This is a genomic window from Virgibacillus sp. Bac332 (assembly GCF_003667785.1).
Classification (GTDB): Bacteria; Bacillota; Bacilli; order Bacillales; family Amphibacillaceae; genus Virgibacillus; species Virgibacillus salarius.
Map to the genome: position 1 here is coordinate 4,397,827 of NZ_CP033046.1, position 23,395 is coordinate 4,421,221.

Below are 23,395 nucleotides of genomic sequence, written 5' to 3' on the forward strand. Positions count from 1 at the left end.
TTTTGCGAGCCACATCCTTATGTCTCACATCTATAACAACTCATATAGAGTTATTACCAAGTATTAGTAGATTCACTGTGCTGTCGTCCTTAACGTTAAGGCTGTAACCATTAATCTCTATGATTACATTACTTATATCGGCATATTCTTTCAATGTTTAAACGTTTTTTTTATTTTTTCTATTTTTATAGCTGAAGCATATGATTATAATAGAGTGACTCGGAAGTTTATGGTTTCTTTTCAAGAGAAAGCTAAGTATTTCACAAAATTTAAGGAGGAAAAGGAATGAAGGCTTTCACTGCATTTTGTGAGCGAATGGTACAACGTTTTTTACCTGATGCGTTTTTATTTGCCATCCTACTTACATTCACTGTATTTCTTTTAGGAATTATCTTTACTAACAGTTCTCCAATGCAAATGATTGATTATTGGGGGACAGGGTTTTGGGATTTACTTGCATTTGCAATGCAAATGTCCTTAATTGTTGTAACTGGATACATATTAGCAAATACACCACTAGTCAAAGTTGTGTTAAAAAAGATTAGTAATCTAGCAAATACGCCTTCACAGGCCATACTATTAGTCACATTTATCGCTTCCTTAGCATGTTTAATCAATTATGGGTTCGGGCTTGTAGTTGGAGCTCTTTTTGCCATTCATGTAGCGAAACGTGTACCAACGGTTGATTATCGTGTATTAATGGCAAGTGCCTATAGTGGATTTCTTCTGTGGCATGGAGGCTTATCTGCTTCTATTCCATTATTAATTGCCACACCAGGCCACTTCTTAGAAGATACGATTGGTATAGTACCTGTTTCAGAAACGTTATTTAGTGGTTTTAATTTATTTATAGCTGGTTTTCTATTATTCACCTTACCTTTTGTCAACCGCTTTTTAATGCAAGCACGGCATCCACTAATTCATTCTGACGCAACCGAGTGGCAAACAAATAACATAGACGAAAATAGCGAGAAAGATTCCGTTGAAGATAAAAGTCCTGCCGACCGTTTAGAAAACAGCAAAACGATAGCTTTCCTGATTGGCATCATGGGGTTAGCATATGTTATTTATTTTTTTATAAATAACGGATTCGATTTAAATATCAATATTGTTAACTTTATTATGCTTTTCTTAGGAGTTATCTTACATCGCACCCCAAGACGATTTTTAAATAGTGCAACACACGCTGTTAAAAATGTCGGTGGTATTGTTGTGCAATTCCCTTTTTATGCTGGGATCATGGGAATGATGGTTGCTTCTGGTCTATCCGAGCAAATGTCTCTATGGTTTGTTGAGATGTCCAATGCGTTTACCTTTCCACTGTTTACATTTCTTAGTGCCGGCATTATTAATTTTTTCGTACCATCTGGTGGCGGGCAATGGGCCGTTCAAGGTCCGATTATGATTCCAGCAGCTTTGGACTTAGGTGTAGATACAGCAAAAACAGCGATGGCTGTTGCATGGGGGGATGCATGGACGAACATGATCCAACCATTCTGGGCATTACCTCTTTTAGCTATCGCTGGATTAAAAGTTAAAGATATAATGGGATTTTGTGTCATCCTATTATTATATAGTTTCATACCTATTTCTATTGGATTATTATTCTTTTAGTAGCAATAATTAATTACAAAAGTTAGGTATCTTCTTAAACTATTTTTTCCCACTTGTAAGGGTTCAGCCTCCTGTAAACTAAACACTTACTAGAGGCTGTAACCAATTTCGTTCAAATCTTAGAGATAACATTAATACTGCTCTTGTAAAAATGTATAAATCTCTGTTTGTATTTGTTCAAGATTACTTGTTGATGGAAAATGCCCCATATCAAAGGTATGGTAGCTAATAAGGTTTGGAATAATCTGTTGAGCATACTTCATTACTCGTCGATTTGGAAAAAAGATATCTCTTTCTCCTGTGATAACCATTGTAGGGGAGTGATAGTTTCTTAACTCCTTCCTTGTTGTTAATTTTGGCATATTCTTTTCCAATTTTACGTGCGAAAATATATTTCCTATCAATTGGCGATCCTGATCCGTCATTACTCCAGCAGATAATGCATTTGTAATTGTAGTTAAGCTAGCTTCACTACGATTACGATGATAAGAGACTAAAGGAAGTATTACATGGCGTAGCATATCTTTTTTTGAACCAAGTTGAATACCAGAGGGATTAATAAGAACGGCACAAGCTATTCTTTCTGGCTGGAAAGTAGCCAACCTAAGAATAATACCTGCACCATAGGATGGACCAATGAATGCACTCTTTTCCAATTGAAACCAATCCATTATATCGGATATCCAGTTGGCAAAACTATGATCTTTTGCAGAAATACGTGTTTCGTCACTATAACCTGGATGGCCTATTGTATCTGGCGCATAAATACGATAATGATGAAAAAGCTCCTTAAACCAATATAATGTCATTGGATTAATTGCATTTCCGCCTTGTAGAATAATGAGTGGCTTTGCGTTTTTCGGCCCGGTTATTAGCAGATGCGTATTTCCAAAGCGTGTTTTGACATACGCACGCTCCAAACGCAGTGAAAAGGCTTCTAAATAATCTTCATAGGCTTCTTGAATCTTATTTTTCCCATCCACACTCTTATAAATAGTAGCTATTCCCATATAATACTCTCCCTTATCAAATTGCCAAAATGATATAATCATCACGTATCATGTACTCGTTTTTTCTGCGCAATGATAATTCCAATAATTATCATCCCTGACCCACCTAGAATCCCAAAAGTCATTTTTTCACCAAGCAGAAAACTACTAAATAACAGCCCAAACATGGGAACAAGTAATGTAGATATCGTCGCCGTAACCATATCTACTAAACTAAGAATTAAAAACCATAATGTAAAGCATAGTGCAGATGCAAATACACCTGTAAATAATATGTAGTATACACTTTTACTATTTACTAATAACGGTTCATGATGCTCCATGAAAAGGGTAACCATCATAATAGCCAGTGCTCCAAAGAACATTTGAAAGGCTGACACCTGTATTTGCGATAGGTTTTCAAGTTTTAATCGGTAATACGTATTTGCCACTGCCCATGAAACGGCAGCAAGAATAATTAAAATCTCACCTATTATCATTTCTGGCGATTGACCAATCCAAATATCCCATCCTAAAATCGTTAAAAGTCCTAGCATACCAATAAATAGCCCTATAGATTTAGCTAAGCTTAATTTTTCATTTAAGAATTTTACTGCTAATAAACTACTCCACATTGGCATGGAGTATAAGAGAACAGAGGACTTCCCTGCGTCTACAAATCGTAAAGCATACATGACTAGTAAGAAGACAATAGCTGTTTGCAGAATGCCAACGATAACAATATGTTTCCAATATTTTTTTGGAGGCAATCCGAGCTTCAAGATCCATGCTACTAACAGTAACGTAATAGCACCTACACCAAAGCGAAATGAGGAAAATGTGAATGGTCCCATGTATTGTAATGATTCTTTCATTAGTACCCATGCATAGCCCCAAAGTAATGTAATAAATAAAATAAGGCTGCCAATAAGGGTTCGATTATCCTTTAACTTCTCCATGAAAACGTTGGAAGACTTCTCCATTTCTCTCCCCCTTTTTCATATCATAGCAAAAAACACGTAAAAAAATAAGCCTGCTTATGCACGCTATAAGAACTTTAACTTTGATACAATAAGGCAACATCAGTTTTTGTTTCCAACATGTCGCTGCAGAGGATAGTGAATTTCTTATCGACCTTACGTATATCTGACTTGATTTCCATTTTCAAGTCTTTTAATTCTTTTTTTACAGAGCTGATAGTTGTTTCCATATTTGCAAAGTGACTTTCTGCCTTTCCCACTCTAAATTCCAACTTATCTACTTTTCCGTGGAGTACTTTAACGTTATTAGAAACTTCCATAACTGCTTGAAAAACGTCCTGTAAAGTTATTTCACTCATGCCTCTCCCCCTTTTCACTATATTTTTATGCTAAGCATACCACCATCTATTTATCTCAACAACCGAACAAAATATGAAATTTCGAGAAGACTCACCTGTATCCTTTAAATTTCTTCCTACTACTAAATATAATGTTGCAGAAATAATAGGATACTAAATTAGCATTTCTATGTAGCAATAATTACGAATGCCAAACTACTATGTAAAAGAAAACGAATAGGTACGTGCATACATATTCAATTTATAGAAACTGATTCATTCCTTGAAACTTTTAAATAATATAAAAAAATAAGCCTGCTTATGCACGCTTTTTAATAAACAACCTTTCGTGCTATTAACTTCTTTGTACCGCTTTCCAATCTACCTTCTGTTACTACTGCTATCTTTCTATCTATACGTTTCATATTTTTTTCTAATCCATCAATATGCAACCCCATATGATCTATTCTTGACTCTAGATTGGTATAGAGTTGATTAATCTGACGACTGTTTGTCTTTACATCTTCTAATTCTTCCATGACATCAGTGATAGCATGCAACAGATCTTCCACCATCTGTTTGGTCAATCTGTTTCCTCCTTTGTCATACATTATTGTCATCGTAACAAGCAATCTTATAACTAACAAGTGTATATAGGAGGAATTCCCATCTTCAAAATAGGTATATATATCTGGAAAGTGTTTTTTAAACCTTGAATTAAGGAGCGACCCGAAAACGTTAGCTATTTATCGATTAATTGGGATTCACTCCTTTATCAAGGAAACTTATCCTCTTGGGAACCTGATCATTGAATGATTTTTATCCCACATATAACTGGCAGTCCCCCACTTCAAGTAATAAAGTGAACCCAATATGGGTAAGTGGGGATAAACAAAACTCCGACTGATTGAAGTTTCACTCTATAGATCAATGATCTTATAGTCCAAATTCTGACTTGTATATTACACTATTGCTTCTGTTCATGAATAATATTACCGGCAAGTGCATAAAGAACTGCATAGGTTACAAAGTGAGAAGAATTATCATTTGTATCTTGCTGTGGGTAAACTTCAACATAATCCATTCCTCTAACACCCTGTTTGGCAAAAGCATAAATAAGCTCCAATAGCTCAAAGGAAGTAAGCCCATTCCCATCAACAGGACCACCAGGATTATAAGCAAAATCAAGTACATCGCTGCAAATGCTTAAGTAAACAGCTTCTGTTCCTTTACTTGCAATGGAATAGGCATGCTTAGCAAGTGCTGCTATATCTGTTGATTTGCGAATATCTCGGATAGTAATTGTGGACGCACCTACTTCTGCTGCATACTTTCCAGTCTCTGGTGCGTTTCGTGGGCCATGTATCCCCATATGCACGATGCTTTCATTTCGTACACTTTCACTTTCATATATACGATGGAAGGGTGTACTTCTTGCATAAAGGTCACCTTCATAATCCTTATAATTATCGTAATGGGCATCAAGGTGGATTATTCCTACTTTGCCATTAATATCTTCACTTAATGCCTTAACAATAGGGTAGGTTATCCCATGATCCCCACCAAAAGCTATCGGAAATTTACCTGTATTCCAAACTTTAATGGCGAATTTTTCAATTCGTTTCATTGTTTCTACCGTATCTGCTGGCACAACATCAACATCTCCTAAATCACCTACCCTGTAATGCTCTAAAACATCTACATTATCGAGTTCAGGTAGATAACCAGAATAACGAGCTGAGTTTAAACGAATGACTTTTGGGCCTAATTCACAACCTGTATAATCTCCCCATGTAACTGCACCTTCCCAAGGTACTCCGTAAATAAGAACATCATTCTCTTTTACTTTTTCGTCATGTAAATCTGCCTTTGAACCACCTAAAAAGCAAGGGGTATTACCATATATTTTTTCATGCACCATGTTGTACCACTCCTAGAGTTTATTTAACGCCAGTTACTTTATCGTATTCCTTGAGCATTTCATTGGAAGGTCCCTTACCAACTAAGCTACATCCGATAATGGCAATACTAGACAAAATAAAGCCGGGTACCATTTCGTACAGTTCAGATCCAGTTAACGGCCAAAGAAAAACTGTTATCCCGCCAACTAGAATGCCAGCTATTGCACCATTTCGGGAAGTTTTTCTCCAAAATAAAGAAAACAATATTGCTGGGCCAAATGTGGCACCAAAACCTGCCCATGCATACCCAACTAAATTAAGTACAGAACTAGTTTCATTCCACGCGATTAGTACCGCAATCAATGCAATAACTAATACGGAAATACGACCAACCCAGACGAGCTCATTCTCACTAGCATTTTTACGGAGGTACCTTCTGTAAAAATCCTCTGATAATGCACTAGAAGAAACCAATAGTTGTGAGTCAACTGTACTCATAATAGCGGCCAAAACCGCTGCCAGTAGGATCCCAGCTACCCATGGATTATAAACAACTTGAACAAGCTGAATAAAGACTTGCTCCGAATCAGCAAGTGGCTGGTCAAATGTAATGATCCCTAACATTCCAACAATGAGTGCTCCATATAGTGGAATGACCAGACCCATGGTTACACTAATTAACCTGGCTTTTCTCACTTCTTTGTGGGAACGAATAGCCATAAAACGAGCAAGTATATGTGGCTGACCAAAGTAACCAAGCCCCCACGCAAGTGCTGAGATAATTCCAACAGCCCCAATTGCACCTGCAGATTCCCAAAGAATGCCTTCCGCTTGACTATAATCTGTAGCGGCAAAAGCATCGATTAAACTTGGAGTTATATGACCAAGCTGATTAAACAGTTCCCCAAATCCACCTATCTTAATCAAACCATATATTGATGTAAATAGTAGTGCAGCTGACATTAGAGCACCTTGAATAAAATCGGTATAGCTTACTGCCAAAAAACCTCCCAGAAACGTATATGCAACAATAATAATGGCACCTACAGTTAATGCTAGGTGATAATCCATTTCAAAGGTTCCTTGGAATAGTTTTGCACCTGCAACTAAGCCTGAGGCTGTATAAAATAGAAAAAAAGCTAGAATAAAGACAGCGGAAATAACACGTAACAAATGGGAGTTATCACGGAAACGATTTTCAAAATACTGGGGTAATGTAATGGAGTCATTTGTATATTCGGTATAAATGCGAAGTCGTTTTGCAACATACTGCCAATTTATCATTGCACCAATTGCTAAACCAACAGCAATCCATAAACTCCAAGTGCCAAGTCCAGCAGCATATGCAGCACCAGGTAATCCAATTAACAACCATCCACTAAAATCACTAGCGGAAGCCGAGAAGGCTGTAACCCAGCTATTTAATTTTCTTCCACCAAGTACATAATCAGATAATGTATTTGTCATACGATAGGTTACAATTCCGATAAGGATCATCACTATCAAATAAACAATAAATGTTAAGATTGTGGGATTCATTAGTCTTCATCCCCCCTTTCTGTAAAAAAAGTGACGACAGCCCAAACTACCAACAATGGCATTGGAACAGCAAACCAAAAGAAAGTCCATCCACTAATCGCATACTCCATGTTTCTCCTCCTTTTCTTGGCGTTTGGATATAATTACGATTTCATCTTAACATAAATAACTGAAAATTTCATCTAATCTAAAAATGATGAGGTTTAGCTTCTCAACGATAAGAAAAACTGAGCAAAATTCGCTCAGTCCTTATCACTAAATGCTCAGATTCACGCTTCCTCTAGTAGCTATTATGGAATAATAGCTACTGCTTGCTTGACCAACACTCCGGCTGCCCACTTCCCTTTCCGTGGGGTTTGTCCTTCAGCTAACTTTTTTAGCAAAACCCGCTCAAAAAAGTGGATCTTCAGGTCAAACATTTCCCACAGGAGTTGAAGTGGCCGCCCTTCGCTATCATCAGGCTCTACAACGCTAGCATGAAGTAACACAACTGCTTTTATACTCACGGATAGCGATTTTCACTTTACCCATTGTAAAAAAAGTCAACCTATTACTTATGACAAGAATTGTTGCACCTTCTCATAGCGAAGACTAATTACGTAGACTCCTGCGGGATTAGCGCGAGCCGAAAATCCACTTTGCAACGTGTTCTTCTTTGCAAAGTTAGTTGAGGCCGTGCCCGCCGAAAGCGAAGTAATTAGTCGGAGCATTGCCAATATACATCAAACATTTCAAAATAACTACTTGGCTTAACGCAGTCATTGCACTGATTTTATACTTTCTTAACTTATCAAAAAGACGATGTACGTATACATCGCCTACACGTTTGTTATTTTTCAGAACTCCAGCACGCTCTTAAAAATTCTGTATCTGATACAAGTACATCGTACGCTTCATCTGAGATCATTTGATGATTTTTTTGATAGGTAAGCAAGTCTACAAAACTGTCCAAGTGTTTTATCATTTTATCTTTTCGATTTTTTTCCTCATAATAATGAAGTATATCTAAGTGTAATCGAGTTCGATTGATCAGCTGCTGATTTGTTAACTCCCCTCGTTGTTCATAATAGTCTATAAGCGATTTCATTCCTCTTATCGAATAGGAGTGATTTTCACGAAGGATTGTTACATCTGCTGTGACTGGAAGATGGTCAGATGCATTGGACATGTTTACTTGAGCAGCGTCTATCTTCATACGAGGTGACGTAAAAATATAATCGATTCTCCGGTTAGGAGCTGTCGATGGATACGTATATCCTTGCACATCATTGATATGCCATGCATCATCATACCATTGAAATAACGGATGCAATTCTTCTGCATTCGGTCTAGCATTCATATCTCCAACTAAAATATTGTAATTATTTTCTAACATAATTGCACTCATATCACTAACTTGCATTTCCCTAATTGCTGGATTAGAACGATAGTCTAAGTGAGTAACATAAAAGTGAACCACCGCTCCTTCAATTGTGATTTCTGCTTCTAAAAATCCTGGTGCCAGTCTCGGCTCAGGATTAGGATCTTGAGTAGAAAGTCTGGTGATTTGCCTATTAGCTGCATTTGTAATGGGATATTTACTTAACATAGCTACCCCAAATTGTCTACGATGGTCACTACCTTGGGCTGGTTCCATATCATAAATTGGAGCAAAATAGTAATACATATCCAGTTCTTCCGCAAGTAATTGAATGGTATTGTCGTAGTTACTCCTAGCCCCCCAATGAACATCAACTTCCTGAAGACCTATGATATCTGCTCCAGTTTCTTGGATGGTTTCAGCTATTCGCTCCAACTGATAGTTTCCATCCGTTCCCCTTCCAGCAGCCATATTATAGGTAGCCACTTTAATAGGTATTTCCTCTTCATTTACATAGTCATTAAATTCAGCAGCACTAAAGATGGATAAAGTGGGAAAACAAACGATGCATGAAAATAAAACTATAGCAATTTTCTTCAATTTGTACACATCTCCTTTGAATAAATGCTTAAAGTTACTTCGGATAGCGTTTAAAATATTGCTTCAAAAACGAGACTGGGACAAACACAACTTCTTCACTCAAAATACGAATAATCATGTTATCAATAGGAGTATCATCGCCGCACCGTTAAACTATACTCGTGGCACGGCCTCAGCTAACTTTGGTAAAGAAAAACACGTTAATACGTGGATCTTCGAACTCGTGCTGTTACCGCCGGAGTCTCGCTTATTTCAGGTGCTAAATGAATGATTCTGATCAAAAAACGAACGATGATTAATTTCAACTAATTATCGTTCGTTTTTAACCGTTTCTTCATTCTTTTTGTCTCAGCCTCGTTCTTTATTGCCATTGTTTAATCATATCGTTGGCTTGCTTCATTAAATAGCTATAAGCCTCCTCTACAATTCGTTGACTATCTTTCTGCTGATCTAATAAGAGCTTAAAGCCTTTCATATGTTTTCTTACTTTATCAGCTTGTCCTTTCTTTTCATATTGAGCTACTGCTGTTAAATGCATTGTTAATTTCCGCTTTGCAGCTTCTTCAATGGCACCACTTTCTGTGAACCTATCCACAGCTGCTTGCATATTATCTACAAGTATTTTGTAAAGTAAATAATTTCTTCGCGTTTGCTTAAATCTCTCTAACTCCTGATTCCAAGTTATCACCATTTCTTCAACTGCGTCACCATTTTCAATTGCTTCACGGACCCACCCATTACCAATTAGGTTATCAAAGAAAGATATACCGGAGCTATTTTCGGCCCGAAATGCAAATTCATCCGGATACATGTCATGAATTGCTTTTACAATATGCAGCCCAGTAATTACTGGCTGATATGCTTCTTTATCGATAACATGAATTTGAACACCGTGAGTAAGTGTTCCGCTATGCTTTGAAAACATCGGGGTAAACGAAGCTGCTCGGAATAACACACCTGGTACTTCCAATTCATTCAAAGCCTGTGCAAATTCAGTACTGTTTATAAAAGGCGCTCCTATTAATTCGAATGGCTTTGTCGTACCACGTCCTTCTGACACATTAGTTCCTTCAATTAAAGCTGCTCCCGGATATACAAGAGCAGTATCAAGCGTCGGCATATTAGGTGACGGCATCACAAACTCTAAATTTGTATCATTATAATACATACCGCGCTCCCAGCCATTCATTTCCACAACCTTTAGATCGGCACCAATAGCAAATTCCTCATTAAATAAATTTGCCAACTCTCCTACAGTTAATCCATGACGTAATGGAATTGGATAGTTTCCTACAAATGAAGCATAGTCCGGATCAAGAACGGGCCCTCCTACGTCATACCCTCCCAATGGATTAGGGCGATCCAAAACAATAAATTTTTTTCCATTCTCTTGCGCTGCTTCCATCGCATAAGCCATAGTATAAATATACGTGTAGAAACGCGCTCCTACATCTTGAATATCAAATAGCAGGACATCCACATTTTCTAGCATTTCTGGAGTTGGCTTTCTTGTCTCTCCATATAAGCTATAAACTGGCAAGCCCGTTTGTTCGTCAATATAATACTCTACATATTCTCCTGCTTGTGCATCGCCACGAACGCCGTGCTCTGGGCCATAAAGTGCTGTTAGATTTACAGCAGGATCATTGTGTAACCGATCAACAATACTATTTAACGCTTGATCCACTCCCGTAGGATTGGTAATTAAACCAACACGCTTCCCCTCTATTAATTCTTTTTGTTCATCTAATAAAACTTCGACACCCAGTTTTAATTCATCTTGCGTATTTTCAAGTCTTCCATTCGTACTATCTGCCAAAACCATGGATAGTGTATAACATATAAATGCTAGACTTAAAACTATTACAACTACCTTTTTCATCATTCACCCCTCCTGGAATTCTCCAACTTCAATATGGATATGAAGCAAAAAAGACAGCTAATCCCACCTTATTACTTGTGAGTCATAGCTGTCTTTCACTTCACATATAGAAAATGATTCTCTTAGGAACTTACTTTTCACTACTCTTTCAATCTCCACTTATTAACCAAATATGCAGAATCATTTATCAAAGTAGTGTAAGCATCCTCAGAAATCAATTGATTTTGCTTTTGGTAGTCTAATAGATCTTGAAATCCTTGTAGATGCTTCATTACTTTTTCAGTATCTTTTATTTCTTCATATCTACTAATCGCAGTTAGGTGAAGTTTAACCATATAGGCAGCTCGCTCACTAGTAAAGGCGCCTTTTCTTACTAATATCTCTACTTGCGCTTTCATACTTTCTGCACTCCAAGCATGTATCGCTGCGGCAGTAAGCTCAGAAACCTTGCGGCGAATCGGATTTGTAGATACGGTTTCACGAGTTGGATGTACCCGATTGGTTAATAGTATAGCGATTGTTTCTTGATTTGGGCTTGCTACAATCGAAGTCCCCGTATAACCTGTATGCCCCATCGTATTTTCTTCTGCTAAGTTATCCATATACCAGCTCTGATTCAATTCCCAACCTAATCCTTGATCTTGCCCTGGAAATGCGTCATTCCAATTCGTATTCATTAATTCTACAGCTTGTTCTGACAGTACTCTTTCTCCACTATATACTCCCTTGTTCAACATCATTTGTGCAAATGTCGCTAGATCAGCTGCTGTGCTAAAGATACCAGCTTGTCCAGCTACACCATCAAGTGACCAAGCATTCTCATCATGAACACTTCCCCATACCAATCCTCGATTTGTCCACGGCTGATATTCAGTAGCAGCAATACGCTCTCGTAGTGTAGACGATGGGTTATACATGGTGTCTTCCATTCCTAAGGGGTCTGTGATGTGATCAGCTACAAAATGATCTTGTCTCGTTCCACTTAACCGTTCGATCAATATACCTAATGTAAGGTAATTAACATCACTATATACATATTCTGTATTTGGAGGATTCTGCAATGATTCATTCAAAACGAAGTCTAACCGGTCATCCCTCCCCCCTTCTATTAAATAAAGAGAACTTGAAGGACTCGGCGCAAACCCTGAAGTATGTGTGAGCAACTGACGAATAGTAACCGATTCTTTTCCATTTACAGCAAACTCAGGTATATAATCAGCTACAGGATCATCCAATTCAAACATACCTTGATCCCATAATTGCATGACTGCTGTTGCAGTGAATAATTTTGAAATGGAAGCCATATCAACTATCGTATCTTTTTGCATTTCAATAGGCTGCTCCATCTCTGTAAAATCTGCATCTGTATATCGTGCTGCATATCCGTACGCTTCGTGTTTTACAATTTTCCCTTTTCTAGCAACAAATACAACTGCTCCAGGCATTACCTGTTCAGCGATAGCTTGATCAATAGCATAATCGATATCTTGTAATGGGTTATCAAGCATATCGACACTGGCCGGTTCGCCAGGTACTAATTCCTGATCAGAGGCTTGTCCAACCTCAAGGTTAGTGAATATGATAGATATGGCAAATATTAAAATAAGCAAGAATGATTTACCTTGTCTTCTCATACCGGTCATCCCCCCCTCAAATAAAGTGAAACTTCATTCAATAGGAGTTTTCTTCCATCTCCTACTGAAGATTAGTTAAACGAATCGGGCATCTAAGTACCTTTTCACCCACTTTGACTATTTTTCACTAACTCTGGCACTTAAAGTGGGAGTCCTACGGCACTCTACATGCGGGATAAACAGTTATTTTTCTTCACCTGTTTCTTGGGTTGCTGTAAATGTCCATTCTAAATGAAGAGAATCACCCTGAAATTGATTCTGATCCTCACCATTATCTACGAAATTAAACTTCACTACTAAATCATCAATGGAATCAACTGGCAATCCTTGCTCTCCAAGTAATGGATCAAACACATGTTCATTCACTGCCTCGGGGGTCATCTGTCGTAATTCAGCTAACGTAGTTTGGTAGATTACTTCATCTAATTTATCTGCGTTATAGAGGAATTCAACCTCAATATGCTCCCCAAAGTCGGCGGTATTATCACCATTAGCATCTCCTACGGTATAATCTGTATCAAGTAATACTTTATCAATATCGAGTGTTCCATTATTTTGTAGTTCAAAATCTCGTACCATCGAATCTCCAGGTTTAATATTCTCTACTTGAATAATTTCTGTAGGTTCGGCAGCTAAATCTAACGTACCAGCAGCAAATGTATTGTTCGTTGTTTCGCTATCACTGAAATAAGCAAATGTACCACCACTTATTAATGATATTCCTAATGCAGCTGAAACCATTCCCATACCTAATTGCTTTTTGATATTCATTGAAAATCCTCCCCTTTTTTATTAAAATGGGTCTTTTTCCCAGTCTTCATATCTTTTTCATCCATTACTTCTTTCACCTGTCTGAGCGTACGACGAATAATAATATAGGAGTAAGTTAGGAGTAAAAATCCTGGCAAAATAAGGAGCAAGGCTGCTCCTTCACGAGAACTAGCAAAATTTATCACGTACCCTACATACGGAATAGTGAATCCTGTATAATATCCAATGATATTCTCTGAAAGTACTGGACTTAGATCGTGTCCGTCATTCGCATCACCTTTTGTAATATATTGTTCTCCATCATTTAATACTTCGGTAATTCGGTGCGTGACAATCATGTCATCTTTCGTATTAAATGTGATAACATCATCTCTATGGAACCTTGTCATATCCCCGCCAGTTTTAATGGAGATTATTGAGCCTGTATCGATTTTAGGTTCCATTGATCCAGATAAAACTGTTTTCAGTTGATATCCAAATAGATTTCCTTCATTTCCTGTCACCTTAGAAATGAACACAAGAAATAGCATACATAGTAGAAATATGAATAGTAAGCTCGTTAACCCACTACTGATTTTCTTTAGTAGCGCTTTGTTCTTCATTGGCAGAATCACTCCGTTCAGACACTTCTCCGTTAACCTCTTTTTCTGCTTTATTTCTCTGTTTTTCTTGTTCTGGTTTACTAGAGGATTCCTCTTTATTAACAGCATTATCTTCATCACTAGGCTGTTTCTTTTCAGTTTCTCTTTCTGTAGCTTCTTCTACATCAGCTTCTGCTGATCCCTGCTCCGAAGCTTCCTTGTTATCTAATTTATCTTCTTCCTTATTAGGCTGATTTTTTACAGATTCTTTCTGTGTCTGATCAGTATTCACAGGATCATCTTCATTTGATTTAGGCTTCTTATCTTCCTTATAGGCTACAATTGTACCGCTAACCTTGGATGAATCTGAAAATGAAGCAGTAGTAGGTGAAGAAATCTGGCATATAATCATAAAGAGAATGTACATACTCGCTAAAGTACGCACAAGAACATGTTGTACCCATCGTTTATGATTTCTTTTCTGTTTTGTCCATAACAACGTACAATACCCCCGATAATTGCAATTATTATTGTGATTGCCAATGCTCTATTAAAAGAATTGCCTGCGTATCCAGATAACTAAATGCTTTTTCTGATATAGCATCATTTTCAAGCTGATGCTCTAATAATCTTTGGAAACTATCCATATGCTTAATTACTTTATCTGATAATCCAGTTTGCTCATATCGACTAACTGCCGTTAAATGCATCGTTAGTTTTCGTTCACCGTTTATTATTTCACCTTGATTAACTAATTCAGCAACAAGCTCCTTCATTCCATCTGCACTAAGCTCTGTTTCAATATAATCTAGGCTATGACCAATATCGTACAGCTCTGGAATGGTAACTGGTAATCTACCGAATGGATTTTGTTTACCAGTTAAAACATCTGCTACTGCATTCATGGAAACCTCTAAATAACTATAGGTACTTAAATACCCATCCACCTCAGGAAAAACCATGATATCATAAGGATTTCGATGGGCAGATACAATGATTTGCTTGCCTGATGCCTGTAATGCTGAAACCAATTCTTGCTGACTTTCATTCGTATTAGCTGTATAAGAAGTTACTATTACCTTATCTACAGTATTAGCATGTGCAACTGCCTCTTCTATTTGTTGGTCTGTAGGAGATGTGCTTGTAGGATAACTACTCGTATTGATCCCTTTTTCCTGTAAAAGATTTGATATCATAACAGGCTTCGCTACTGATGGACCTGTCACTAGCACTTTTTCCGTTTCTTCAAGCGGTAGCACGTTATTATCATTTTTAACAAGCGTTACACTTCTATCAGCAATTTCCTGTGCTGTTTGTAAATGCTCAGCTACTCCAATATTTTGAATAGCCTCTGAGTCTGTATACGGATCTTCAAACAAGCCATTGTCCATTTTTGCATGTAGAATACGATATAAAGACGCTTCCAGTCTTTCTTCACTAACCTCTCCAGATTGAACAGCTTCAAGCATACTATTAAATGCAAGCTCAACATTTGGCGGATTTAATAAAATATCAGCTCCTGCCTTAAAGGCCTCCACCGGTACTCGTTCAGGTGGTACGACGTTTGCTCCCGACATTCCTAGACTATCCGTAATAATTAATCCGTCAAACCTCATTTCTTCTCGAAGTAAATCGGTTAAAATTGGTTCCGATAATGTAGCTGGTAATCCCGAATCATCAAGGGCCGGTACTACGATATGCCCAGTCATAATCGATTCAATTCCGGCATCAATGGCTTCTTTAAATGGCTTTAAATCTACTTCATGCAGTGTTTCCAGATCGTGATCGATAATTGGCAATCCATAATGAGAGTCTACTGCTGTATCACCATGACCAGGAAAGTGCTTGGCTGTAGATATTACATTTTCCTTTTTATAAGCTTTTACTTGAGCTACACCAAGGTTAGATACAAGGTTTGGATCCTCCCCGAATGAGCGAATACCGATAACTGGATTTTCTGGATTCATATTAACATCTACCGTTGGTGCAAAATTCATGTTAATTCCAAGGCTGTTCAGTTCTTCTCCGATAATACTGCCACTACGCGTGCCATAATCCTCCGACCTTGTAGCTCCAAGCGCCATATTCCCTGGAAATATAGTACCCGGACTTGTTACTCTTTGGACAATTCCCCCCTCTTGATCTGTGGAAATAAATAATGGGATGGAAGAATCTTGATCCATCGCAATTTCCTGTAATCCGTTTGATAATCCATTTACTTGTGCAGCATCAAGCGGCATGCCAATATTTCCTGTCCAGTTGAAATAGATGATTCCACCGACATGGTAATTTTCAATAACTTCCTGAAAGTTTTTTCCGCCACGATGATTACGCAAATTAATGTCTTCATAATCTGGATCAGTAGGAGTTTGTCCATAAACATGCACAACAAAGAGCTGACCTATTTTCTCCTCAAGTGTCATCCCCTCGATGATTTCTCTAATTTCATCATTGCTTGCATCTTTTTTATTTTCTTGGTTTGCAAAGCTAGATAACGGAAACATAATGAAGAACAGGACTACCGAGATGATGGATATCAATCGGTAATGTTTCAATGATATTTCCTCCCTTTAGAAAATTAGCTTACGTGGGAACCCAACATTCTTGTGCAAATTCAAAGAGGATTAATGTCGAATTGAATCAACTTGCCAACATGAATCTCACACTCAAATCTACTAAAAAAATAACACCTACCTTCCCTCAAGATATTCAGGTCATAGATGTTAATCCTTCGTATGTATGTAGTTATTTTGACAATAGCAAAGAAATATGGAAATATCTACTACTATTTATCAAATAAATCTAACTTTTCAAAAAATGATTAGAATGAACTACCTATGATTCACCATTTAATAGGAGAATAGTATATGCTTCAGTTACAAGCATTAAAAAAGAACTATATTACTATGGAACTTTTACTAGCCAATACCGCTAATTTTAGAACCTACTATTTTTTTAAATGGCATGCTAAACTAAGGATTAAGCTTAAACGGATAAGGAGATGTTTCCATGAATGACTTTCCTATATTTGATGGACATAACGATACGTTGTTAAGACTTTTGCACGATCCAGAAGATATGGAGGGCTTATTTTTTTCTGAAACCGCTAAAGGACATATTGACTTGCCTCGTGCGCGAAGGGGAAATTTTTGTGGGGGATTCTTTGCTGCTTTCACTCCCAATTCGGACTATGATGCAGAACCGGAAAAATATTTAACAAAAAACGGCTACGATATCCCGTTACCTCCACCAATTAATCAAATGTCAGCGTTAAATTACACAAATACGCTTGCTGCAAACTTATTTAAACTTGAATCTGTATCGAATGGCACATTAAAAGTAGTTAAAAATGCCGCAGAATTAGAACATTGTTTAAACAGCAATGTAATTGCTGCTATCTTTCATATGGAAGGCGCTGAAGCAATAGATGAAGAATTTAATGCCCTCCATATCCTTTATCAAGCTGGATTACGTTCTCTGGGAATAGTTTGGAGCCGCCCAAACAAGTATGGACATGGAGTCCCTTTCCGCTATCCAGCTACACCCGATATAGGTGATGGGCTTACAAAAGCAGGGAAAAACCTGGTTCGCGAGTGTAACGAATTGGGAATAATGATCGACACGACGCATTTAAACGAAAGAGGTTTTTGGGATGTGGCAAATCTAAGCGATGCACCTATTGTTGCCACACACTCTAATGTTCACGCAATCTGTCCAATTTCGAGAAATCTTACTGATAAACAGCTACAAGCGATAAAAGAGAGTAATGGTGTTGTTGGAATTAATTATGCTGTTAATATGATTCGAGCGGATGGACAATTTGGTACAGCTATTTCTCTTGATGAAATCGTTCACCATATCGCATATATTGCGGAACAATTTGGCATAGAGCATGTGGCCCTAGGCTCAGACTTTGATGGTACAACCGTTCCGGACAGTATGAAAGACGTTACTGGATTACCTAACCTGATGAATAAGCTACGACTACATGGTTTCTCTGATAAAGAGCTACAAAAAATTGCCCATGGCAATTGGATCCGCGTTTTAAAAAATACATGGAAGGACTAAGAACAAAAGCGCAAACGCTCGATTAGAAACGTAACGACTGGAGCGAGTCAACGGAGATAAAGAAATCACTATAAGCTTGCGAGCCGATGATGTCTTAGATTAGGGCGATTCGTGAAGTCGCTCTCGGCTCAACATGCCCCTACTTATCCGCATGGGCTACATTTATAATTTCCTTTAATTTCCTAGACTATTAGAAAAAGGTGAGTGGAAACTTGTCATCCACCACCTTTTTTTATCCCTTTATTGCCCCTTCTGTCATCCCCTTAGCAATTCGTTGCTGGAAAATAGCGTATAAAATAATAACAGGAACAATAGCAATTACTAGGCTGGCAAATAACGTTCCCCATGCATTTGTATACTGCGCCTCACTACTTATATAATCAATTGCTAAAGCAAGTGTATAGTTCTCGCTACTTTGTAGAAATATTAAAGCCATAAAATATTCATTCCAAAATTGAATAGCATTCATTATGGTGACGGTGATAATACCTGACAGACTTAACGGTGTAATGATCTTCCACAGAACACGATATGGCGACATTCCATCCATAGCTGCTGATTCTTCTAATGATTTGGGGATTGTACTAATAAAGCTTGTTAATACAAAAATAGAAAATGGTAGTTGACTTACAGCATATACAATTGCCAATCCGAAAATATTATCCAACAGGTTCAATTTCATTAAAAGGAAGAATAACGGAATCCAGCCTAACACCATTGGAATCATCATCGCTGATACATATAAGGTAAATAGTAGTTTACTTCCACGAAAATGGATTCGTTCGATAGCATATGCTGTTGGAATAGAGAGAATTAAGGTCAAACATGCACCGACTAAGGTTACAACCAAGCTATTAAATACACTAATATCAATATTGTAATTGGACCATGCTGTTACAAAATTTTGGATATTAAATGAATCCGGTATCCCCCATGGATTACGATAAATTTCTGCATTTGACTTAAAGGATCCAAGAAACATCCAAAAGATAGGGTATAATACAGCTATTGTCCAAAGGATTAATGGTATTCGAATCCCTGTCCTTCCAAGAATTTGTCCAACACTTCGCTTCAACGGTAGCTCCTCCTTTCATACACAATCGAATTAATATTCCACTTTTTCTCTACGCATAAAGAACTGTAATATTAGTACCGTAAGTAGCGAAAGAATCAATATCATAACTCCAATGGTAGCCCCATAGCCAAAATTATACTGCACAAATGCTTGTTGATACAGATATGACCCCATTACATGTGTAGCATTGTTTGGTCCACCACCAGTCATGACCTGTACGATAATGAAAGATCCGTTCAGTGTAGTAATTACAATATAGAGGACAGAAATTTTAATTTGTGGCCACACTAGCGGAAGGGTTACTTTCCAAAATTGCTGCCATTGACTTGCACCGTCGATCTCCGCTGCTTCATAATAGCTTTTGGACACATTCGCTATTCCTCCCATCAACATCAATAAAAATAAACCAATACCTGCCCAGATGGATGGAAGAACAAGACTTGGTAGTGCCCAATTCTCATCGCCAAGCCATGGCTTGGCAAAGCTTTCTAAGCCTAAAAACTCCAACCCAGAATTAATAAGTCCTAAATTGGGGTTATATATAAACGTCCATAGGATGCCAATAACTACTACAGACATGATATTCGGAAAAAAGAAAACAATTCGATAAAATGGTGCTTCTTTGATTTTTAACTGTGTTAATGCCACTGCAAAAAACATAGCAAGAATCATGATACCAATCACCTTTGTAGCAACGAGAAAATAATCATGAATGATCGTATCCGGGATAATAGCATCCTTCAACAAGCTGATGTAATTCGCTAAACCGACAAACTCTTTATGTTGCGAGGCACCTGACCAATCGAAGAAGGAATAATAAAGACCGCTAAACAATGGATAAAGTGTAAAAATCGCGAACATGATAAATGTCGGCACTAAACAAAATGCTAGAAACAGATATTTCTGTTTTTTTGACTGTACCATCAAATCACTCTTTCTATTGAACTATAAGAAATGAATATCTGTAACCTAAATAAAGGACTAAGCACGACATCATTCTTCCTAGGCTTTGCTTAAACATCGTCCATACTGACTTGCGGATAATAATCCCCGTCAGCAGTGAAACAAAGCTGACGGGCATCACTTACATTGTCATTTAATTACTATTACGGTAATTTTTAGCTGCTTTTTCGGCTTCTTTCACGAATTCCTCTGCCGTCATATTCCCAAGCATTAATGACATCAGCGCATTTCCGATTGGCGTTTCCAAATCGGCGCTCATTGGATGAGGTTTTTCATAGATTTGTACTTGTTCTGGATCGTTTATCATGGCATTAGCCTCTGTCAAATAGCTAGGTATCTTATCATTCGCAGTTAAATCTACCCCTGTTAGATTCATAATTGCCCCCGTATGTTCGGAGAAGGACATAGCATACTCTCTAGTGAAGGCAAATTCAACAAAAGCCTTTGCCGCCTTTGGATTTTCAGCATTTTCTGCAATTGCCAATGGACGTAAGTCAGGTACAATAGCAAATGGCTCACCTACATCCTGCATTGGAGAAGGTATAAATCCAAAGTCAAATCCTTTTGGAATATCATTAGCCATTTCATTCGGTAACCAGAAACCTACTGGAATAAAGGCGTTTTTATGCAAAAGAAAATTCATTTGTGACTGCGTATGATTTAATGCACCAAGACCCGAATCAAACATTCCTTCTTGTTGCATTTTCTCTACCTTTTTCATCGTTTCTAAAACGATATCACTCGTCCATGCCCCTTCTTTTCCAGTAATTAAATCCGCTAATAATTCATCACCTCCAGCTGCTCCAAATGCTGGATATAGCATTCCTCGAAGGAAATAATAGGGATGCTGACCTGACGTTACAAACGGATCAATCCCTTCTCCCTTTTTAATTTCAGCCATAGCATTCATAAAGCTATCAAAATCTGTAGGAACTTCATACCCCTTCTCTTCAAATAAGGCTCGATCATACCAGGTTCCCCACGTATCAAAAACTAAAGGCAACGAATAAATCTCTCCATCGAATTTACCAGGATCTACAATAAAGCTCTCTACTAATTTATCACCATTTTCTAGTTCAATTCCTTCTACCCAATCTGTTAAATTCATTAATTGTCCATCTTCTACCATTTGCGTTTCGCTAGAACCCGCTCCATCAATATATACAACATCTGGTGGATCATTCGATACCCAACGTGATCGCATTTCTTCATTAATATTAGGTCCTGCATGCTCAATGATAGTAACATCCGGGTATTCTTTCTGAAAATCAGCAATAACTTCTTTCCACCATGAATCCCCGTATCCCCCAACAAAATATTGTATTTCCAAATCACCTGCTATTTCGCCTTCCACCTCCTTTGCACCTTCACTTGAATCATTTCCAGTACCTTCTTCCGAAGCGTCATCCTCTGAAGAACACCCTACGGTTAAAGTCACTAGAAATATAGCTAAAAACAGCAATATCCAGCGGAATTTTAGTATTCCCTTCAACTGTATACTCCCCCTTTTTCACTTAATTTTTATATGAATTCACACTAATAGGATATCTATTAATGGGAATCAACCATTTTCCAGCATTTACTAATAGTGTTAATAAAGCGCTTTTTATTTATTGTATGTAAAGAACAAGCTTTAATTCCTATACCTTGCTATTTATCTAGTTATTTTTTCGTGATGAGGAAAATAACTAAGCAATGCCTTTAAATACTAGAATTTGGCTTTTTCTAAGAAACCAAAATAACATGTAATATATTACTAATATTTTACAGAATATAGTTATTTGTGCTAATCCTTCATAGAACATATAAAATGCCCTCTTACAAAAGCAAGAGAGCCCACTGATTTTTTAATATTTTCTATTTTACTAAATCCTTAACATAGTACCAATAGCTTTTCCAAACACCGTAATCTAATTGCTTGTAGAAGTTCACTAGTCCGGTCCAATCAATTACAATTCGGTTAATACCACGTTCTCTTAAATAATGAATTCCAGCTTGAACTACCATTTTACCATAACCATTTCCTCGTTCCTGCTCATCTACCCCGAGCGGACCTATACCACCTAACGCTTCGTTAAATAATGGGCTCCAATAAACGTTTTGTGCTATTATCGGTGAGCTTGCATCATTGATTCTGCAAAAACCAATAATATGCTGATTTTTTTTCAATACGACAAACTCTCTGCCAGTTCCACCGTGCTTAAAATATTGAATGGCTTCATATTCCCATCTTCCTGGAAAACATCGATTTAAGAAAGTCAGTAACGAACTCTTTTCTTCTTTCTTTAATAAAGATAATTCAACACCAGGCTTGTTTGGTTTGGGGTAACTTAACGCCGTATAACTACTTAGTAAATCAAACGCTTTACCATTTGCTTGATATCCTTGATGCTCAAACCACGCTGATGTTTGTGGAAGTACACTAGGTATCCCCGGAAAATAATGCCACACATCTTGTCCAAGAATAATTCTAGTTACTCCACTTTGTTTAAATGTATTTTCTGTATGAGCTAGCAATGCTTTACCTACACCTTGATGACGATAATTATGATGAACAAGTAGCACTTGAATCCAACCAGTATTAGCGGGTAACCCTACTTCAATTTCATCCTGCCATTTTTTAGCAACAATGAAACCAATAGTTTTATTCTCAGCATTAACCGCAATTTGTGATGCTTCGTAACATACATTCGTATCTGCAAAACTATTTTGTCCAAATAATTCCTCTCTCATTGGAAAATATTGACCGATTTCTTTATTCCATAACTGTACCAATTCACTTATTCTATCCTTACTCCACGATATTAGTTTCATTACTCCTCCCCTTTACGGACATATTTTAGTGAAAAATCAAAAAAATCACACTTTTACTAGATTATAGTGTAGAACTATTTCATTGTAAATTTTAAATAAAGTGAAGCTTCCATCCGTGAGGGAAATGTTTATCGCTCGCGGATTGTTAGTACCACAAGGGTTTGACCTAAAGGCCCTTAAACCAATCGGACATTTACTGGCAGTTGATCTCTCCTTTTATCCATATTGCTTTCACTTTATTGCTTGAAGCGGGGGCGCTAACTGCCAGTTATATGTAGGATAAAAG

The 23,395-nt window shown here is 37.5% G+C and carries 20 protein-coding genes and 1 pseudogene; 2 read left to right on the top strand and 19 right to left on the bottom strand.

Annotated elements, in window-relative coordinates; all coding sequences use genetic code 11:
• Nucleotides 1-285 precede the first annotated feature (285 nt).
• Nucleotides 286-1,614 (top strand): short-chain fatty acid transporter, encoded by a 1,329-nt coding sequence (locus D9782_RS21545; RefSeq protein ID WP_121605696.1) that lies wholly within the window; start codon nt 286-288, stop codon nt 1,612-1,614.
• A gap of 131 nt (nt 1,615-1,745) precedes the next feature.
• Here D9782_RS21545 and D9782_RS21550 read toward each other — a convergent pair whose 3' ends face one another.
• The 15 genes and pseudogenes from D9782_RS21550 to D9782_RS21620 all read right to left on the bottom strand — a co-directional run bounded on the left by D9782_RS21550 (nt 1,746) and on the right by D9782_RS21620 (nt 16,744).
• Nucleotides 1,746-2,666, bottom strand: a complete 921-nt coding sequence (locus D9782_RS21550) for an alpha/beta fold hydrolase (RefSeq protein WP_240455769.1) — start codon at nt 2,664-2,666, stop codon at nt 1,746-1,748.
• A complete protein-coding gene (locus tag D9782_RS21555; protein ID WP_051388223.1) occupies nt 2,666-3,586 on the bottom strand; it encodes a DMT family transporter in 921 nt (306 codons plus the stop codon). Before D9782_RS21555 ends, D9782_RS21550 begins: the two co-directional genes overlap by 1 nt.
• A 74-nt stretch (nt 3,587-3,660) precedes the next feature.
• Complete coding sequence (locus D9782_RS21560; RefSeq protein ID WP_121605698.1) at nt 3,661-3,942, bottom strand: hypothetical protein; 282 nt, start codon at nt 3,940-3,942, stop codon at nt 3,661-3,663.
• A gap of 311 nt (nt 3,943-4,253) precedes the next feature.
• Nucleotides 4,254-4,508: a hypothetical protein gene (locus tag D9782_RS21565; protein ID WP_121605699.1), complete on the bottom strand. Its 255-nt coding sequence runs from the start codon at nt 4,506-4,508 to the stop codon at nt 4,254-4,256.
• A 380-nt stretch (nt 4,509-4,888) separates the two neighbouring features.
• A complete protein-coding gene (locus tag D9782_RS21570; protein ID WP_026679679.1) occupies nt 4,889-5,842 on the bottom strand; it encodes an agmatinase family protein in 954 nt (317 codons plus the stop codon).
• 19 nt (nt 5,843-5,861) lie between these two features.
• The gene (putP, locus tag D9782_RS21575; protein ID WP_026679680.1) at nt 5,862-7,361 is read right to left on the bottom strand and encodes a sodium/proline symporter PutP; all 1,500 of its coding nucleotides are present in this window, start codon (nt 7,359-7,361) and stop codon (nt 5,862-5,864) included.
• 290 nt (nt 7,362-7,651) lie between these two features.
• Complete coding sequence (locus D9782_RS21580) at nt 7,652-7,867, bottom strand: hypothetical protein (protein ID WP_121605700.1); 216 nt, start codon at nt 7,865-7,867, stop codon at nt 7,652-7,654.
• 323 nt (nt 7,868-8,190) lie between these two features.
• Nucleotides 8,191-9,321, bottom strand: a complete 1,131-nt coding sequence (locus D9782_RS21585) for an endonuclease/exonuclease/phosphatase family protein (RefSeq protein ID WP_240455770.1) — start codon at nt 9,319-9,321, stop codon at nt 8,191-8,193.
• Between the two features lie 361 nt (nt 9,322-9,682).
• Entirely contained in the window at nt 9,683-9,928 is a 246-nt protein-coding gene (locus D9782_RS24010) for an FIMAH domain-containing protein (RefSeq protein WP_371414018.1), read from the bottom strand.
• Nucleotides 9,929-9,946: 18 nt separating this feature from the next.
• A pseudogene (locus D9782_RS21595) lies at nt 9,947-11,203 on the bottom strand (exo-beta-N-acetylmuramidase NamZ domain-containing protein); the annotation flags it as partial.
• A gap of 140 nt (nt 11,204-11,343) precedes the next feature.
• Complete coding sequence (locus tag D9782_RS21600; RefSeq protein ID WP_121605701.1) at nt 11,344-12,837, bottom strand: serine hydrolase domain-containing protein; 1,494 nt, start codon at nt 12,835-12,837, stop codon at nt 11,344-11,346.
• A 183-nt stretch (nt 12,838-13,020) separates the two neighbouring features.
• Nucleotides 13,021-13,608 carry a CalY family protein gene (locus tag D9782_RS21605; RefSeq protein ID WP_026680682.1) on the bottom strand — a complete coding sequence of 196 codons (588 nt, stop codon included), beginning with the start codon at nt 13,606-13,608 and terminating at the stop codon, nt 13,021-13,023.
• Nucleotides 13,605-14,210 (bottom strand): signal peptidase I SipW, encoded by a 606-nt coding sequence (sipW, locus tag D9782_RS21610; protein ID WP_121605702.1) that lies wholly within the window; start codon nt 14,208-14,210, stop codon nt 13,605-13,607. Before sipW ends, D9782_RS21605 begins: the two co-directional genes overlap by 4 nt.
• Complete coding sequence (locus tag D9782_RS21615; RefSeq protein ID WP_026680683.1) at nt 14,176-14,688, bottom strand: SipW-dependent-type signal peptide-containing protein; 513 nt, start codon at nt 14,686-14,688, stop codon at nt 14,176-14,178. The genes sipW and D9782_RS21615 overlap by 35 nt, the downstream gene beginning before the upstream one ends.
• Before the next feature lie 28 nt (nt 14,689-14,716).
• On the bottom strand, nt 14,717-16,744 hold the full coding sequence (locus D9782_RS21620; protein WP_240455771.1) for a glycoside hydrolase family 3 protein: 2,028 nt from the start codon (nt 16,742-16,744) through the stop codon (nt 14,717-14,719).
• A gap of 454 nt (nt 16,745-17,198) precedes the next feature.
• Between D9782_RS21620 and D9782_RS21625 the strand changes: the two genes are divergently transcribed.
• Nucleotides 17,199-18,257, top strand: a complete 1,059-nt coding sequence (locus D9782_RS21625; RefSeq protein ID WP_121605703.1) for a dipeptidase — start codon at nt 17,199-17,201, stop codon at nt 18,255-18,257.
• A gap of 232 nt (nt 18,258-18,489) precedes the next feature.
• On the opposite strand, the gene D9782_RS21630 is transcribed toward D9782_RS21625, so the two are convergent.
• The 4 genes from D9782_RS21630 to D9782_RS21645 all read right to left on the bottom strand — a co-directional run bounded on the left by D9782_RS21630 (nt 18,490) and on the right by D9782_RS21645 (nt 23,109).
• Nucleotides 18,490-19,332, bottom strand: a complete 843-nt coding sequence (locus D9782_RS21630) for a carbohydrate ABC transporter permease (protein ID WP_121605704.1) — start codon at nt 19,330-19,332, stop codon at nt 18,490-18,492.
• Nucleotides 19,333-19,362: 30 nt separating this feature from the next.
• Entirely contained in the window at nt 19,363-20,256 is an 894-nt protein-coding gene (locus tag D9782_RS21635; RefSeq protein ID WP_121605705.1) for a carbohydrate ABC transporter permease, read from the bottom strand.
• Nucleotides 20,257-20,428: 172 nt separating this feature from the next.
• Nucleotides 20,429-21,787, bottom strand: coding sequence for an ABC transporter substrate-binding protein (locus tag D9782_RS21640; protein WP_121605706.1), 1,359 nt, complete (start codon nt 21,785-21,787; stop codon nt 20,429-20,431).
• Between the two features lie 365 nt (nt 21,788-22,152).
• Nucleotides 22,153-23,109: a GNAT family N-acetyltransferase gene (locus tag D9782_RS21645; RefSeq protein WP_026680690.1), complete on the bottom strand. Its 957-nt coding sequence runs from the start codon at nt 23,107-23,109 to the stop codon at nt 22,153-22,155.
• Between the last annotated feature and the right edge of the window lie 286 nt (nt 23,110-23,395).

Coding starts and splice junctions, on each gene's coding strand:
- D9782_RS21545 (WP_121605696.1), top strand. CDS start 286: ATGAAGGCTTTCACTGCATTTTGTGAGCGAATGGTACAACGTTTTTTA.
- D9782_RS21550 (WP_240455769.1), bottom strand. CDS start 2,666: ATGATTATATCATTTTGGCAATTTGATAAGGGAGAGTATTATATGGGA.
- D9782_RS21555 (WP_051388223.1), bottom strand. CDS start 3,586: ATGGAGAAGTCTTCCAACGTTTTCATGGAGAAGTTAAAGGATAATCGA.
- D9782_RS21560 (WP_121605698.1), bottom strand. CDS start 3,942: ATGAGTGAAATAACTTTACAGGACGTTTTTCAAGCAGTTATGGAAGTT.
- D9782_RS21570 (WP_026679679.1), bottom strand. CDS start 5,842: ATGGTGCATGAAAAAATATATGGTAATACCCCTTGCTTTTTAGGTGGT.
- putP (WP_026679680.1), bottom strand. CDS start 7,361: ATGAATCCCACAATCTTAACATTTATTGTTTATTTGATAGTGATGATC.
- D9782_RS24010 (WP_371414018.1), bottom strand. CDS start 9,928: ATGCAAGCAGCTGTGGATAGGTTCACAGAAAGTGGTGCCATTGAAGAA.
- D9782_RS21600 (WP_121605701.1), bottom strand. CDS start 12,837: ATGAGAAGACAAGGTAAATCATTCTTGCTTATTTTAATATTTGCCATA.
- D9782_RS21605 (WP_026680682.1), bottom strand. CDS start 13,608: ATGAATATCAAAAAGCAATTAGGTATGGGAATGGTTTCAGCTGCATTA.
- sipW (WP_121605702.1), bottom strand. CDS start 14,210: ATGAAGAACAAAGCGCTACTAAAGAAAATCAGTAGTGGGTTAACGAGC.
- D9782_RS21625 (WP_121605703.1), top strand. CDS start 17,199: ATGAATGACTTTCCTATATTTGATGGACATAACGATACGTTGTTAAGA.
- D9782_RS21635 (WP_121605705.1), bottom strand. CDS start 20,256: ATGGTACAGTCAAAAAAACAGAAATATCTGTTTCTAGCATTTTGTTTA.
- D9782_RS21645 (WP_026680690.1), bottom strand. CDS start 23,109: ATGAAACTAATATCGTGGAGTAAGGATAGAATAAGTGAATTGGTACAG.